Source organism: Streptomyces sp. NBC_01429 (assembly GCF_036231945.1).
In the GTDB taxonomy this organism is placed as follows: domain Bacteria; phylum Actinomycetota; class Actinomycetes; order Streptomycetales; family Streptomycetaceae; genus Streptomyces.
Genome location: NZ_CP109599.1, coordinates 4,119,936 through 4,134,490 on the forward strand (window position 1 = coordinate 4,119,936; position 14,555 = coordinate 4,134,490).

Sequence of the window (14,555 nt, forward strand, 5' to 3'; positions counted from 1 at the left end):
TCGGATCGGATCGGGTCAGGTCGCGTCGGGTCGGGTCGGCAGTGGACCGGCCGGACCGGCCGGACCGGCCTGACCGACCGGCCGGCCGTCCGGAGCCGTCGCGTGGCATGGCGTGGCATGGCCGTGCCGTGCCGTGTCGTGATGTCGCATCGCTTATCGGTTATTCGTTTCGTCCGATCACCGCATCGCTCCTGTTTTTCGCCACGACCTTCTTTAGGCCAGTTCGGGGACACAGGTTTGATCCACAGCCAACTTGGCTTATCCACAGGATATTTGCTGAATCTGTGGACAACTGGCTTGCGATTCAACCCTTTTGAGCAATATGGCAGTTATGTCGCTTAGTTGAGGTTGGTATGGCCAAGCTCCCTGCTCACAGCGTGCGTTCGGCGGTTGCCTGGCTGAACACATCCGTCGCTGGAGGGCCGTTGCGTGTGCCCTCCTTGTCCATCCAGTGCTCACAGAGGCGGCTCCACCCGGGCGATGGCGCGCAGCATTCCGGGCGCGAGCCGGGACAGGATCCGGGCGCCGCGGGCCTCTGAAGTGACCGGTACGACAGCCTGGTTGCGCACGACCGCGCGCAGTACGGCGGCGGCGACCTTCTCCGGCGGATAGCCGCGCAGACCGTACAGCCTGGCCGTCTTCTTTCTGAGCCGCTCCTGCTCCTCGGCCGGGACGCCGAGGAAACGCGCGGTGGAGGTGATGCCGGTGTTGACGATGCCGGGACAGATCGTGGACACCCCGATGCCCTGACCGGCCAGTTCGGCCCGCAGGCACTCGCTGAGCATCAGGACCGCCGCCTTGGACGTGGCGTACGCGGGCAGCACCCTTGATGGCTGAAACGCCGCCGCTGAGGCCGTGTTGACGATATGCCCGCCCTGGCCCCGCTCGGCCATCCGCCGGCCGAAGAGGAGGCAACCATGGATGACGCCCCACAGATTGACGTCCAGGACCTTCTTCCAGTCCTCGGCGCTGGTGTCGAGGAAGGGCCCGAACAGGCCGATCCCCGCGTTGTTCACCAGGACATCGACGACGCCGTACTCCGCCGTGACCTTCTCGGCGAGCTTCTCCATCGCGTCCCTGTCGCCGACGTCGACCTGTTCCGCCCAGGCGTCGGCCGCGCCGGTCCGCCGCGCCAACTCTGCCGTCTCCCGGGCCCCTTCCTCGTCCAGGTCGACCACCACGACCCGCGCGCCCGCCTCGGCGAACGCGAGTGCGGTGGCCCGGCCGATACCGCTCGCCGCGCCGGTGACGAGGACGAGACGGCCGCCGAAGCGCTCGGCGTACGGACCGGTCGGCGCGGTGACCCCGGCCGGCCGGTCGCCGGACTCCTGACCGGTGACGAAGTCATCGACCCAGCGGGCCACTTGGTCGGGCCGGGTGCGCGGCACCCAGTGCTTGGCAGCCAGCGAGCGCCGTATCAGCCCCGGAGCCCACTGCTCCAGATCGTCGTAGATCCGCTCCGACAGAAAGGCGTCGCCGGTCGGAGTGATCAGCTGGACGGGCGCGTGCGCGTAGGCGTCGGTACGCGGATCGCGCAGCCTGGGCCGGACGTTGTCCCGGTAGAGCCAGGCCCCGTGAGCCGCGTCGCGCGGCAGGGAGGCGGTCGGATACGCCCCTGGGGGGAGCTTCTCGGCCCGGCCGACGATGCGCGGCCACCGCCTGCCGAGTGGGCCGCGCCAGGCCAGCTCGGGCAGCGCGGGCGTGTGCAGCAGATAGATGTACCAGGACCTGGCGCCCTGCCCCAGGAGCTGACCGACCCGGCGCGGGGTGGGCCGGGCAGCCCGCTGCTTGATCCAGTGCCCGAGATGGTCCAGGGACGGCCCTGAGATCGAGGTGAACGAGGCGATCCGGCCCGCTGTCCTGGCCACGGTGACGAACTCCCAGGACTGCACCGACCCCCAGTCGTGCCCCACCAGATGGACCGGACGGTCCGGGCTCACCGTGTCGACGACCGCCAGGAAGTCGTCCGTCAACTTCTCCAGCGTGAAACCGCCGCGCAGCGGACGCGGCGCCGTCGAACCGCCGTGTCCCCGCACGTCGTACAGCACCACATGGAACCGCTCCGCGAGCCGGACCGCGACCTCCGACCAGACCTCCTTGCTGTCCGGATAACCGTGCACGAGCACCACGGTCGGCCGCGCCGCGTCGCCCAGCTCCGCGACACACAACTCCACCCCGCCCGTCGGGATCCGGCGCTGCCGAGCCCCCTCCAGCCCGGCGCCCCGCCCGGCCCTCCCGGCCCGCCCCGGCTCAGGGGCCGTACGGTCTCCGTCGCTCATCACGCCTCCGTCTCTGCCTGCCGCTGCCGCTGGCTCCGTCTTCGCTCTTGCCCCTGCCGCTCCTCCTGCACAGCGTCTGCCTCTGCCGCTCCGGCCGCCACACACCGCACGCACCACACGCCCCCGCCCTGCGCGCTACGTGTCCGTAACGTGACACCCACGAATCTCGCAACGGCCGACGACCACGTCAAGCACACCGTCCTGCCTGTGGATAACCGACGCGACACCGACGCGACACCGACGCGACACCGACGCCACACCGCCGCGGCGCCCGCTAAGTGGTCGACGCTCGAAGTCCTTCGGGGGTTGACTGTGGAGCCGGGGTTGTGCGGGGTGTTGGGCCAGACGTCGGGGGTGGTGAGGTAGGCAGTTGGAGGAGATACGCCCGAAGGGCGCCACTCATGGGCCTGGTGGCGGCAAGGCAAATGGCCCTGGATCTCAAGATTCCCGACGGAGTCACTTACTGGTGTGAATCGTCCGCTCAGGGCCCTGGGCGGACGTTCCTCAGCGCAGGTGTTCCTTGGCGAAGGCGACGGCATCGGCAAGCGCCTTGTCGGCGGCCGGGTGGCGGCCGGCGAAGAGGTGCCAGACATGGGCCATACCGGGGGCGACGTCGAGGCGGGTGGCGACCGCGGTGTCCGCGAGCCGGGCCGCGAGGCGGATCGCGTCACTGAGCATGACCTCGCGTTCCCCGATCTGGATGAGCACGGGCGGCAGCCCGCGGGTGTCGGCGAAGACCGGAGAGGCCAACGGGTGGCTGGGGTCGGTCCCCGCGAGGAAGGCGGTGGCGGCCCGATGGAGCCCTTCCCGGTTCGCGGAGGGGTCGATGCCGTTGCGCGTGGTCATCGAAGCACCGGTGTGTTCGAGATTGGCCCAGGGGGAGAACGCGATCGACGCGGCCGGCATCGGCAGTCCTTCATCACGCGCGGCGACCAGAACACTGACCGCCATCGCGCCGCCGGCCGAGTCACCCGCCACGACGATGTCCCCGGCGTCCACCCCCTGGTCCAGCAGCCACCGGTAGGCGGCCACCCCGTCCTGTATCGCGGCGGGGAACGGCGCCTCGGGCGCGAGGCGGTAATCAGGGACCAGGGCCCGCGCCCGCAGGTCCCGGGCGAAGGCGCCGACCAAGCCGTGGTAGCCCCCGGGACCGCCCACGAGGTAGGCGCCGCCGTGCAGGTACAGCAGAACCCGTCCCGGCGCCCGGTCCTGCGGGGTGGCCCATTCGGCGGCCAGGCCCGCCACGTCCACGGTCGCGAAACTCACGCCCGCCGGGGCGGGGAAGTTCTCGCTCAGGAACGCGTCGTAGTCCTCCCGGACCGTGCCCAGGGTGCCGGAGGCCTCCAGTGCGGCGAGAGCACGGGCGGTGCGCTCGCCCCATTCCTCGTAGAACCGGTCCACGAACTGACCTGCGTCTGTGACGGACATACTGTGCTCCTCGCATCGTCGAGCGGCCGGTGTTCGGCCACGCGGAGCACCGTAAAAGGCTCTCACCTGTGTGAAGGTCAAACCGGCCCCCAGATCAGACCTGGACGCCCTGCTGGCGCAGGTATCCGCGGATGGCGTCGCGGTTCATGGCCAGGCAGGCGATCCGGCTCTCCATCGCACCCAGCTCGGCTACCAGGGCCCGCAGCAGATCGGGGTTGGTGAGGGTGTCGCCGGGACCGTGCGGACACGGCAGGACGTCACGGATGACCCGGGTCGGCAGACCGGAACGGAGCAGGTCACGGATACGCAGCACGTCCTCGACAGCCCGGTCCGGATAGTCGCGGTAGCCGTTGGCCAGGCGCTCGGGATGGATCAGCTCCTGTTCCTCGTAGTACCGCAGCAATCGGCGCGTGACTCCCGTGCGCCGGGACAATTCGCCGATCCTCATGTTCCTGCCGCCTCTCCGCACCAGCGGGTCCCCGCACATCTGCCGGACAGGGTCAGATGGCCAGGTCTGCGGGAGGGCTGTGCTCGGCCGTGGGCGCCCATCCGGAGAGGAACGACAGGGCCTGTGCGGAGCGGGAGTGGGGTTCGGCCGTGTAGACGAGCAGGGTCTGGTCCCCGGTACCGCGTACCTCCTCCAAGGGCCATGTAGGCGAAGGCGCCCCGGTGACGTACGTGCACGGCGGCCAGCTGGGGCCAGGCGGTGCGGGCGCGCGCCGAAAGCCGCTGGGCGAGGGAGGTCTTGGTGGAGGACGGCGGTGTGGGCATGGTCTGCATCCTGCCCGATCCGCACCCGGTCGCGACGTGTGGGCTCCGCCCCCGCGACGGGCGGGGCAGGCTGCGGCTTGCCAGTGATCCACTTCGGCCGATCGGTTCGCCCGCCATGCCCGTCCGCACCGCCTGTCCGATAGCCCCGAGCGCCGCCGACCGCGTGCGGCTGAAGAAGATGGCCTACGGTCACCGGACCGAGCACCGGCTGCGGGTGCGTGCGCAGGTGGTGCTGCATGCCGCGCGTGGACGCTCCAATGCGCGTATCGCGCGGGAGACGGGGCTGCACCTGGACACCGTGCGCCGCTGGCGGGGCCGGTTCGCCGAGGCGGGCATGCCCGGGCTCAAAGACCGTGAACGCTGCGGCCGCCCGGCCTCGTTCACCCCCATGCAGGTCACCGAGGTCAAGGCCATGGCCTGCCGGCTGCCCGCCGAGACCGGCGTGCCGCTCTCACACTGGTCATGCCCGGAACTGGCCCGCGAGGCCGCCCGGCAAGGCATCGTCAGCTTCGTATCGGCTTCCACCGTGCGCCGCCGGCTCGGGGCCGACGCGCTCAAGCCGTGGCAGCACCAGTCCTGGATCTTCATCACCGCCCCGGACTTCCGCCCCAAGGCCAAGTGCGTCCTTGACCTGTACGCCCGCACCTTCGAGGGCACGCCGCTGGGCACGGACGAGTACGTCATCAGCGCGGACGAGAAGACCTCCGTCCAGACCCGCTGCCGCTGCCGCTGCCACCCCACCCTCGCCCCCGGCCAGGCCCGCGCCATGCGCGTGTCGACCGCCTCACCGCGGCGTTCCCAAACGCGGTCATGGTCCACACCCCCGTGCACGCCTCCTGGACGAACCAGATCGAGATCTTCTTCTCGATCGTCCAGCGCAAGGTCGTCACCCCCGACGACTTCACCGACCTCACCGGGGTCAGGGACCGGCTCCGCGCCTTCGAAGACCGCTACAACGCCACAGCACAGCCGTTCCAGTGGAAGTTCACCACCACCGACCTGGACGATCTGCTGGCCAGACTCGACCGGCACACCGCCGATCACCAGGAAGAATCCTCAACCAGACCAGCTACATGATCAACCCCCGAAGGACTTCGAGCGTCGACCCTAAGGCGTCCCCGGCCTTACGTGGCCCTTACGGGTGCCTACGCCTGGAGGCTGACACGGATACAGCCGCCTGGTCTGACGACCGATGTGGCCGACACCACTACCTTCGAGGGGTGACTGTGATCGCGACCGAAAGCCTGAGTAAGCGGTTCCCCCGGGTAACCGCGCTTGACCGGCTCTCCTTGGACATCGGCCCCGGTGTGACCGGGCTGGTGGGGGCCAACGGAGCCGGCAAGTCCACCATGATCAAGATCCTGCTGGGTCTGTCCCCCGCCACGGAAGGCCGGGCCGAGGTGCTCGGGCTCGACGTCGCCACGAGCGGCGGCGCCATCCGTGAGCGGGTCGGATACATGCCCGAGCACGACTGTCTGCCGCCCGACGTCTCGGCCACCGAGTTCGTCGTACATATGGCGCGCATGTCCGGACTTCCCGCGACGGCCGCCCGCGAGCGGACCGCCGACACCCTCCGCCACGTCGGCCTCTACGAGGAGCGGTACCGCCCCATCGGGGGCTACTCCACCGGCATGAAGCAGCGCGTCAAGCTCGCGCAGGCGCTGGTCCACGACCCGCAGCTGGTGCTGCTGGACGAGCCGACCAACGGCCTCGACCCGGTCGGCCGCGACGAGATGCTCGGCCTCATCCGCCGCGTCTACACCGACTTCGGCATCTCCGTCCTGGTCACCTCGCACCTTCTGGGCGAGCTGGAGCGCACCTGCGACCACGTGGTCGTCATCGACGGCGGAACGCTGCTGCGCTCCAGCTCCACCAGCGACTTCACCCAGACCACCACGACCCTCGCCGTCGAGGTCACCGACACCGACACGCACCCCGACGGTACGGGGGCGCTGCGCGAGGCCCTGTCGGCGGCCGGTGTCACGATCCACCCGGGCTCGGAGGACGGGCTGCCGGGCGCGGGCCACATCCTCCTGATCGAGGCCAAGGGCGAGGAGACATACGACACCGTCCGCGACACCGTCGCCGGGCTCGGCCTGGGTCTCGTACGGATGGAGCAGCGCCGCCACCACATCGCGGAGGTCTTCCGCCCGCGCCAGGCGGAGGCGGACGGGCCCGGTGGAGACGGAGCGAGCACTCCCTCCGCCAACGAGAACGCGGCCGACTACGCACTCCAGAAGGGAGGCGCCCGCGATGAGCACTGAGATCCGGCCGACCGGCACCGGGGCCGACACCACCCGTATCCACAACATCGGGTACCGCAACTACGACGGCGCGCGCCTCGGCCGCGCCTATGCCCGCCGTTCCCTGTACGTGCAGTCCCTGCGCGGCGCGTACGGACTGGGCCGCTCGGCCAAGTCCAAGGTTCTTCCGATGATCCTCCTGGCGGTGATGTGTCTGCCCGCGGCGATCATCGTCGCGGTCGCCGTCGCGACCGACCTGAAGAAGCTGCCGCTCGACTACACGCGCTACGCGATCTTCACCCAGGCGATCATCGGCCTCTACCTGGCCTCGCAGGCACCGCAGTCCGTCTCCCGCGACCTGCGCTTCAAGACCGTCCCGCTCTACTTCTCGCGCCCGATCGAGCGCGTCGACTACGTCCTCGCGAAGTACGGAGCGATGGCTTCCGCCCTCTTCGTACTGACCGGGGTGCCGGTGCTGATCCTCTATGTGGGCTCGCTGCTGGCCAAGATGGACTTCGTCGAGCAGACCAAGGGATTCGGCCAGGGACTGGTCTCGATCGCGGTGCTCTCCCTGCTGTTCGGCGGGCTCGGCCTGGTGATGGCCGCGCTCACCCCGCGCCGGGGCTTCGGTGTCGCCGCCGTGATCGCGACGCTGACCATCTCCTACGGAGCCGTCTCCATCCTCCAGGCGATCGCCTCGTCCGCGGGGGAGGGATCCGCCGTCAAGTGGATCGGCCTCTTTTCACCTATCACGCTCATCGACGGCCTCCAGACCGCGTTTCTCGGTGCCTCGTCGTCCTTCCCGGCGAGCGCGGGCCCCTCGGCCGGGGTGGGCGTGGTCTATCTGCTCGTCGTACTCGGGCTCATCTTCGGCTCGTACGCCGTTCTCATGAGCCGTTACCGGAAGGTCGGGCTGTGACCACCATCAATATCGAGCACACCTCGCGCTGGTTCGGCAACGTGGTCGCCGTCAACGACGTGACCATGACCATCGGCCCCGGTGTGACCGGCCTGCTCGGCCCCAACGGCGCGGGCAAGTCCACCCTCATCAACATGATGGCGGGCTTCCTCGCCCCCTCCACGGGCACCGTCACCCTCGACGGTGAGCCGATCTGGCGCAACGAGTCCGCCTACCGGCAGCTCGGCATCGTGCCGGAGCGGGAGGGGATGTACGACTTCCTCACCGGCCTCGAATTCGTCGTGGCAAACGCCGAACTGCACGGACTGGGCCCGAAGGCGGCCCGTGCCGCGCTCGCCACGGTCGAGATGGAGTACGCGCAGGACCGCAGGATCGGGACGTACAGCAAGGGCATGCGCCAGCGCGTGAAGATGGCGTCCGCGCTGGTCCACGACCCGTCGGTGCTGCTGCTCGACGAGCCGTTCAACGGCATGGACCCGCGCCAGCGCATGCAGCTCATGGACCTGCTGCGGCGTATGGGCGCCACGGGCCGCACCGTGCTCTTCTCCTCCCACATCCTGGAGGAGGTCGAGCAACTCGCCTCGCACATCGAGGTGATCGTGGCGGGGCGGCACGCCGCCTCCGGCGACTTCCGCAAGATCCGTCGCCTGATGACCGACCGGCCGCACCGCTACCTCGTACGCTCCAGCGACGACCGCGCGCTCGCCGCCGCCCTGATCGCCGACCCGTCGACGGCCGGCATCGACGTCGATGTGGCCGAAGGCGCCCTGCGCATCCAGGCCGTCGACTTCGGGCGCTTCACCGAGCTGCTCCCGAAGGTCGCCCGTGAACACTCCATCCGGCTGCTCACGGTCTCGCCCTCCGACGAGTCCCTCGAGTCGGTCTTCTCCTATCTCGTAGCGGCCTGAGCGGCCTGAAAGGAGCTGTGACGTCCATGTACAACCCCACAGTCGCCCGGCTCACCTACCGGGCCCTGCTCGGCAGGCGCCGGGCCGCGATCCTCCTCATCCTGCCCGCGCTGCTCATCCTGATGTCGGTGGCCGTCCGCGCCTTCAACGGCGTGGACGACCAGATCGCCGCCGATGTGCTGGGCGGCTTCGCGCTCGCCACGATGGTGCCGCTGATCGGCGTGATCGCGGGTACGGGCGCGATCGGCCCCGAGATCGACGACGGCTCGATCGTCTATCTGCTCTCCAAGCCGGTGAAGCGTTCGTCGATCATCTTCACCAAGCTGATCGTGGCGATCGCCGTGACCATGGCGTTCTCCGCCATCCCCACCTTCATCGCCGGGTGGATCCTCAACGGCAACGGGCAGCAGATCGCCATCGCGTACACCGTGGCCGCCCTCGTCGCCTCCATCGCGTACAGCGCGCTGTTCCTGCTGCTCGGTACGGTCAGCCGCCACGCCGTGGTCATCGGGCTGGTCTACGCGCTGGTCTGGGAGACGCTCTTCGGCAGCCTGGTGTCCGGCGCGCGGACGCTCAGCGTCCAGCAGTGGGCCCTGGCGCTCGCCCAGAAGATCGGTGGTGACGGCATCATCACCTCGGACGTGACGCTGCCGCTCGCGGTGATTCTGCTGGTCGGGGTGTCCGTGGCCGCGACGTGGTACGCGGGGCAGAAGCTCCGGACGCTGACGCTCGCGGGCGAGGAGTGAGCGCAGGGAGCACCGGGAGGACAGGGAGCATCTGGAGCGCCGGGGGAGTACCTGGAGCACTTGGAGCACTTGGAGCACTTGGAGCACCGTAATCCTCGTTCGGTAGGACAACCCCCGCCCGATAGGCGGGGGTTGCCGCGTAACTGTAGGCTTATCTGTTCGTTTGGCAGGGGGCGTGGAGGCAACTGGAGTTCGTTACGTCGAGCGTTCGTGAATCTGGGGATTGCCGGTGGTCGCACAGGACGGCCGCACCGGTCATTGAGTGAGTAGCACCGTGAGCCGACCTCCACCCCTGAAGCCCGGGGAGAGGGCCGACCATCATCGGTTCACGAAGAGGAAGGCATGTACATGCCACCTGAAGGTGCTCTGCTCGAATCGCGCACGATGCGCGACAGCGTCATGGGGCGGGTCGAGGCGCTCGACAAGATCAAGGCACTGACGATGCTTCCGGACGGTATCCATGTCCGTACGGAGGACGTCGCGCGGTACTTCGAAGTATCCACAGGCGTCATCAGGCAGTTGACGGCGAGGCATCGCGCGGAGCTGTGCGAGAACGGGATGCGGGTGCTGCGCGGCTCTGACCTGCGCGAATATCAGAGTGACAACTTGTCACTCTCATCGGGAGGCGTCGGAAGTTATCCACAGAGGCGTTCCAGTCTCACGCTCCACCCCCGCCGGGCCGTGCTCAACATCGCGATGCTCCTCCGCGACAGCGACATCGCGCGCAGCGTCCGTACGTACCTCCTCGACGCCGAGGAGGAGCTGCGCAAGGGGTACGCGGACCTCGACCGGCGCGTGACGAACATCGAGTCCTGCCTCGGCGGCGTCGGGCTCGCGCTTCAGGAGCTGGGGCCGGTCCTGAACCGGATGTCGTACCGGCTCGACAGTCTGGACCGCCGGCTCGACGCCACCAACCGGGTGGTCGCCGCGCTCAGCAACCGGCTGTGCGACGTCTCCGCCCATCTCAACCGGGTCGACGCGAAGGTGGACGACCTCGCCCATCAGGTGCGGGATCTGCGCCGCGGCCGCAAGCGCCGCTGATCCGCCCGGTGAGGCGGTAGGCCGGGTCGCGCGGCGGCCCGGCAGGCCCGTGTCCGCCGTGCCCGCTGTGCCCGCTGTGACCGCCGGCGGTGAGTCCACGGCGGGCACGGGCCGTTGGCGGATATTCGGTGGCGCCGTACCGAGGTTCCGGGCACAGTTGTGGTGGGTCCGGAAGACCCCACAGACCGGGAGCGGAGCACGGCGATGACCGGGAGTCCGAGTCCGTCGAGTTCCCAGCAGGGCAGCACCGCGCAGGCACCGGAGTAGCCATCACCACTCCGCGCAGCCGCCGGCGCGCTGCCCGGGGGTGGCCGCTTCGAGCGCGCATCCGCGCGGGCCACCCCTCCCGGACCACTCCGCCCGGACCACTCCGCCCGGACCACTCCTCCCGGACCACCTGCGACGGCCGGTCGGCCAGGACAGGGCGGCTAACCGAGCAGCAGCTTCTCCAGCACGACCGCGATGCCGTCGTCCCCGTTCGACGCGGTGACCTCGTCAGCGACGGCCTTCAGCTCCTCGTGCGCGTTGGCCATCGCCACGCCGTATCCCGCCCAGCCGAACATGGGGATGTCGTTCGGCATGTCCCCGAACGCGATCGTGTCCGCCGCCTTCACGCCGAGCCTCCGTGCGGCGAGGGAGAGCCCGGTGGCCTTGGTCAGGCCCAGCGGCAGGATCTCCACGACGCCCGGGCCCGCCATGACCACGTCCACCAGCCCGCCGACGGCCGCCCGCGCCTCCTCGGCCAGCGCGTCGTCGCCCAGCTCCGGATGCTGGATGTACACCTTGTTGAGCGGCGCCGCCCACAGCTGCGCCAGGTCGTCCACGAACAGGGCGGGCAGCGGGCCCTCGTGCACCCGGTAGCCGGGGCCGACCAGCACTTCACCGTCCAGCCCGTCCCGGCTCACGGCCAGCGTCGGCGCGCCGATCCGCTCTTCGATCCGGGAGAGCGCCAGCTTGGCCAGCTGCCTGTCCAGCGTCAGCGACGTCAGCAGTTTGTGCTCACCGGCGTGATAAACCTGCGCGCCCTGACCGCACACCGCCAGACCCTCGTAACCCAGGTCGTCCAGGATGTTCCTGGTCCAGGGCACGGCACGTCCCGTGACGATGATGTGCGCGGCACCCGCCGCCGTCACCGAGGCGAGCGCCTTCCGGGTGCGCTCGGAGACCGTGCCGTCGCCGCGCAGCAGCGTGCCGTCGAGATCGGTCGCGACGAGCTTGTACGGGAACGACGACGTCGGCGCGGCCACTGCGGGCGCGGGGTCCGTGCTCACTTGGCGATCGGCTCCAGGACCTCACGGCCGCCCAGATACGGACGCAGCACCTCGGGCACCCGTACCGAACCGTCCGCCAGCTGGTGGTTCTCCAGGATCGCCACGATCGTGCGCGGTACGGCGCAGAGGGTGCCGTTCAGCGTCGACAGCGGCTTGACCTGCTTGCCGTCACGCATACGGACCGAGAGCCTGCGGGCCTGGAAGCCGTCGCAGTTCGACGCCGAGGTCAGCTCGCGGTACTTGCCCTGCGTCGGGATCCACGCCTCGCAGTCGAACTTGCGCGAGGCCGACGAACCCAGGTCGCCCGAGGCCACGTCGATCACCTGGAAGGGCAGGCCGAGGGAGGTCAGCCACTGCTTCTCCCAGTCCAGCAGCCGCTGATGCTCGGACTGGGCCTCCGCCGGGTCGACGTACGAGAACATCTCGACCTTGTCGAACTGGTGGACCCGGAAGATGCCCCGGGTGTCCTTGCCGTACGTACCGGCCTCGCGGCGGAAGCACGGCGAGAAGCCCGCGTACCGCAGGGGGAGCTTGTCGGCCTCGATGATCTCGTCCATGTGGTACGCGGCGAGGGGGACCTCCGACGTACCGACCAGGTAGTAGTCGTCCTTCTCCAGGTGATACACGTTCTCCGCGGCCTGGCCGAGGAAGCCGGTGCCCTCCATGGCGCGCGGGCGTACCAGCGCGGGGGTGAGCATCGGGATGAAACCGGCCTCGGTGGCCTGCGCGATCGACGCGTTGACCAGGGCCAGTTCGAGAAGGGCGCCGACACCCGTCAGGTAGTAGAAGCGCGAGCCGGAGACCTTGGCGCCGCGCTCGACGTCGATGGCGCCCAGTGCCTCGCCCAGCTCCAGGTGGTCCTTGGGCTCGAAGCCCTCGGCCGCGAAGTCGCGGACCGTGCCGTGCGTCTCCAGGACGACGAAGTCCTCCTCGCCGCCGACCGGCACGTCCGGATGGACGACGTTCCCCAGCTGGAGGAGGAGCTGCTTGGCCTCGTCGTCCGCCTCGTGCTGCTCGGCGTCGGCCGCCTTCACGTCGGCCTTCAGCTGCTCGGCCTTCTTGAGCAGCTCGGCCCGCTCGTCGGCGGTGGCCTTGGGGATCAGCTTGCCCAGCGACTTCTGCTCGGAGCGCAGCTCGTCGAAACGGACGCCGGACGACCTGCGCCGCTCATCGGCGGAGAGCAGGGCGTCGACGAGGGCGACGTCCTCTCCACGGGCGCGCTGGGAGGCGCGAACACGGTCGGGGTCCTCACGGAGCAGGCGAAGGTCAATCACCCCACCAGGCTACCGGTGTGCACCGACAGCGCCCACTCGATAGTGACAGGCGTGGCTATTTGTCCAAATTGCGGCAATTAGGGAGGGTGGGGAGAGCGTCCAGGCGAGTTGCTCGGCGTTCGCTCTCCGTTCGTCAATAAAGGGGCCGCAATTCCCCGGAATGAGGCATTCCGGTGCTGCCGTCTTGACTCACCTCCCTTGCGGGGGGCGGGACTTGGGGTGGGTCGACGGGGCCGTTGTCCACAGAAAGGCGAGGGTGGGAAAAGTTATCCACAGGCTGTGTGGGAGATCTGTGGATCACGGAATTCGTGGACCGGGAGGCTGCGGAAGCTCTGTGGAATTCCCTTCTCAAACCCGCTTCGCCCACTCATTCGGGTGGGAATTACTCGCTCTAACGAGTTGATCACTGGAATTGAGCTGACACGGGGCGACCTGGTGCCCTGTGGATGGAAGTGGGGTGACTGGGGCGATTTGTCGACTGTGTCAGATGTTGCTGTCGACTTGTCCCCAGGTCGAGAAGAATGCCTGTGGATAACTTTCCTGTGCATCCACAGGACACGGGCATCCACAGAGCACCCACAGAGCACGGGCATCCACAAGGCTCGGCCCGCCACAGAGCTTGGGCCGCCGCGCGGCTCAGGCGCGGCCGTCCTGGCTGCGCGCCAGCCACTCGGCCGCCTCGATGAACTCCGAGTCCGAGGTGCCGGGCCGCAGCGTCGGTACGTCCGCCGGGGACACGCCCGCGCGCGGGTACGAGCCGAGGAACCGCACCTTGGGGCAGATCCGCTTCAGCCCCATCAGCGCCTCGCCCACCCGCCGGTCCGCGATATGGCCCTCGGCGTCCACGGCGAAGCAGTAGTTACCGATCCCGGCGCCGGTCGGCCGCGACTGGATCAGCATCAGGTTGACCCCGCGCACCGCGAACTCCTGGAGCAGTTCGAGCAGCGCGCCCGGGTGGTCGTCGCCCATCCAGATCACCACCGACGTCTTGTCCGCGCCGGTCGGCGCCGAGGGCCGCGCGGGCCGGCCCACCAGCACGAAGCGGGTCTCCGCGTTCTCCGCGTCGTGGATCTCGCTGACCAGGGGGACGAGCCCGTAGGGCGCCGCCGCGAACTCGCCCGCGAAGGCCGCGTCGAACCGGCCCTCCTGCACCAGCCTGGCCCCGTCCGCGTTGGACGCGGCGGACTCCCACAGCGCGTCCGGCAGATGGGCCCGCAGCCAGTTGCGCACCTGCGGCTGGGCGACCGGATGCCCGGTCACCGTCTTGACGTCGGACAGCCCGGTCCCCGGCCGTACGAGCAGGGCGAAGGCGATCGGCAGCAGCACTTCGCGGTAGATCATCAGTGGCTCACCGGAGGCCAGCTCGTCGAGCGTCGCCGTGACGCCGCCCTCCACCGAGTTCTCGATCGGTACGAGTGCCGCCGCGGCCTCGCCGTTCCGTACGGCGTCGAGGGCCGCTGGGACGGACACCATCGGGACGAGTTCCCGCGTGGCGGCTTCCGGGAGCGTACGGAGAGCCGCTTCCGTGAAGGTGCCCTCGGGGCCGAGATACGTATAGCGCATGGCCGACATACGGTCACCTTAATGGGCCGACCGGGGTCATCGTTCCCGGCTTCCCGCTCCCCGCTTCCCCGCTCCCCCTCTCCCCGTTCCCCGTGCCCGCTGCCCGGCCCAT

The 14,555-nt window shown here is 69.4% G+C and carries 13 protein-coding genes and 1 pseudogene; 7 read left to right on the top strand and 7 right to left on the bottom strand.

Annotation, left to right across the window (positions count from 1 at the left end; translation table 11 throughout):
* Positions 1-455: 455 nt before the first annotated feature.
* The 4 genes from OG627_RS17910 to OG627_RS17925 all read right to left on the bottom strand — a co-directional run bounded on the left by OG627_RS17910 (position 456) and on the right by OG627_RS17925 (position 4,351).
* Positions 456-2,279 (bottom strand): SDR family oxidoreductase, encoded by a 1,824-nt coding sequence (locus OG627_RS17910; RefSeq protein WP_329066289.1) that lies wholly within the window; start codon positions 2,277-2,279, stop codon positions 456-458.
* A 504-nt stretch (positions 2,280-2,783) separates the two neighbouring features.
* The gene (locus OG627_RS17915; protein ID WP_329066291.1) at positions 2,784-3,707 is read right to left on the bottom strand and encodes an alpha/beta hydrolase; all 924 of its coding nucleotides are present in this window, start codon (positions 3,705-3,707) and stop codon (positions 2,784-2,786) included.
* Between the two features lie 94 nt (positions 3,708-3,801).
* Positions 3,802-4,155, bottom strand: a complete 354-nt coding sequence (locus tag OG627_RS17920) for a MerR family transcriptional regulator (RefSeq protein ID WP_329066293.1) — start codon at positions 4,153-4,155, stop codon at positions 3,802-3,804.
* 52 nt (positions 4,156-4,207) lie between these two features.
* On the bottom strand, positions 4,208-4,351 hold the full coding sequence (locus OG627_RS17925) for a hypothetical protein (protein WP_329066295.1): 144 nt from the start codon (positions 4,349-4,351) through the stop codon (positions 4,208-4,210).
* A gap of 305 nt (positions 4,352-4,656) precedes the next feature.
* Here OG627_RS17925 and OG627_RS17930 point away from each other — a divergent pair.
* The 7 genes and pseudogenes from OG627_RS17930 to OG627_RS17960 form a co-directional block, all read left to right on the top strand.
* Positions 4,657-5,007 (top strand): annotated as a pseudogene (locus OG627_RS17930) (helix-turn-helix domain-containing protein); the annotation flags it as partial.
* A gap of 281 nt (positions 5,008-5,288) precedes the next feature.
* Positions 5,289-5,555 (top strand): hypothetical protein, encoded by a 267-nt coding sequence (locus tag OG627_RS17935; protein WP_329073218.1) that lies wholly within the window; start codon positions 5,289-5,291, stop codon positions 5,553-5,555.
* A gap of 149 nt (positions 5,556-5,704) precedes the next feature.
* Positions 5,705-6,742 (top strand): ABC transporter ATP-binding protein, encoded by a 1,038-nt coding sequence (locus OG627_RS17940; protein WP_329072745.1) that lies wholly within the window; start codon positions 5,705-5,707, stop codon positions 6,740-6,742.
* Positions 6,732-7,640: an ABC transporter permease gene (locus OG627_RS17945; protein WP_329066297.1), complete on the top strand. Its 909-nt coding sequence runs from the start codon at positions 6,732-6,734 to the stop codon at positions 7,638-7,640. Before OG627_RS17940 ends, OG627_RS17945 begins: the two co-directional genes overlap by 11 nt.
* The gene (locus OG627_RS17950; RefSeq protein WP_329066299.1) at positions 7,637-8,548 is read left to right on the top strand and encodes an ABC transporter ATP-binding protein; all 912 of its coding nucleotides are present in this window, start codon (positions 7,637-7,639) and stop codon (positions 8,546-8,548) included. The genes OG627_RS17945 and OG627_RS17950 overlap by 4 nt, the downstream gene beginning before the upstream one ends.
* Before the next feature lie 26 nt (positions 8,549-8,574).
* Positions 8,575-9,294: an ABC transporter permease gene (locus OG627_RS17955; protein WP_329066302.1), complete on the top strand. Its 720-nt coding sequence runs from the start codon at positions 8,575-8,577 to the stop codon at positions 9,292-9,294.
* Positions 9,295-9,642: 348 nt separating this feature from the next.
* Positions 9,643-10,335, top strand: a complete 693-nt coding sequence (locus tag OG627_RS17960) for a hypothetical protein (RefSeq protein ID WP_329066304.1) — start codon at positions 9,643-9,645, stop codon at positions 10,333-10,335.
* 428 nt (positions 10,336-10,763) lie between these two features.
* Here the strand turns inward: OG627_RS17960 and OG627_RS17965 are convergent, their stop codons facing one another.
* From OG627_RS17965 to pheA, 3 genes are all read right to left on the bottom strand, one after another.
* On the bottom strand, positions 10,764-11,606 hold the full coding sequence (locus tag OG627_RS17965) for an HAD family hydrolase (RefSeq protein ID WP_329066306.1): 843 nt from the start codon (positions 11,604-11,606) through the stop codon (positions 10,764-10,766).
* The gene (serS, locus tag OG627_RS17970) at positions 11,603-12,880 is read right to left on the bottom strand and encodes a serine--tRNA ligase (RefSeq protein ID WP_329066309.1); all 1,278 of its coding nucleotides are present in this window, start codon (positions 12,878-12,880) and stop codon (positions 11,603-11,605) included. Before serS ends, OG627_RS17965 begins: the two co-directional genes overlap by 4 nt.
* 636 nt (positions 12,881-13,516) lie before the next feature.
* On the bottom strand, positions 13,517-14,452 hold the full coding sequence (gene pheA / locus OG627_RS17975; protein WP_329066311.1) for a prephenate dehydratase: 936 nt from the start codon (positions 14,450-14,452) through the stop codon (positions 13,517-13,519).
* Between the last annotated feature and the right edge of the window lie 103 nt (positions 14,453-14,555).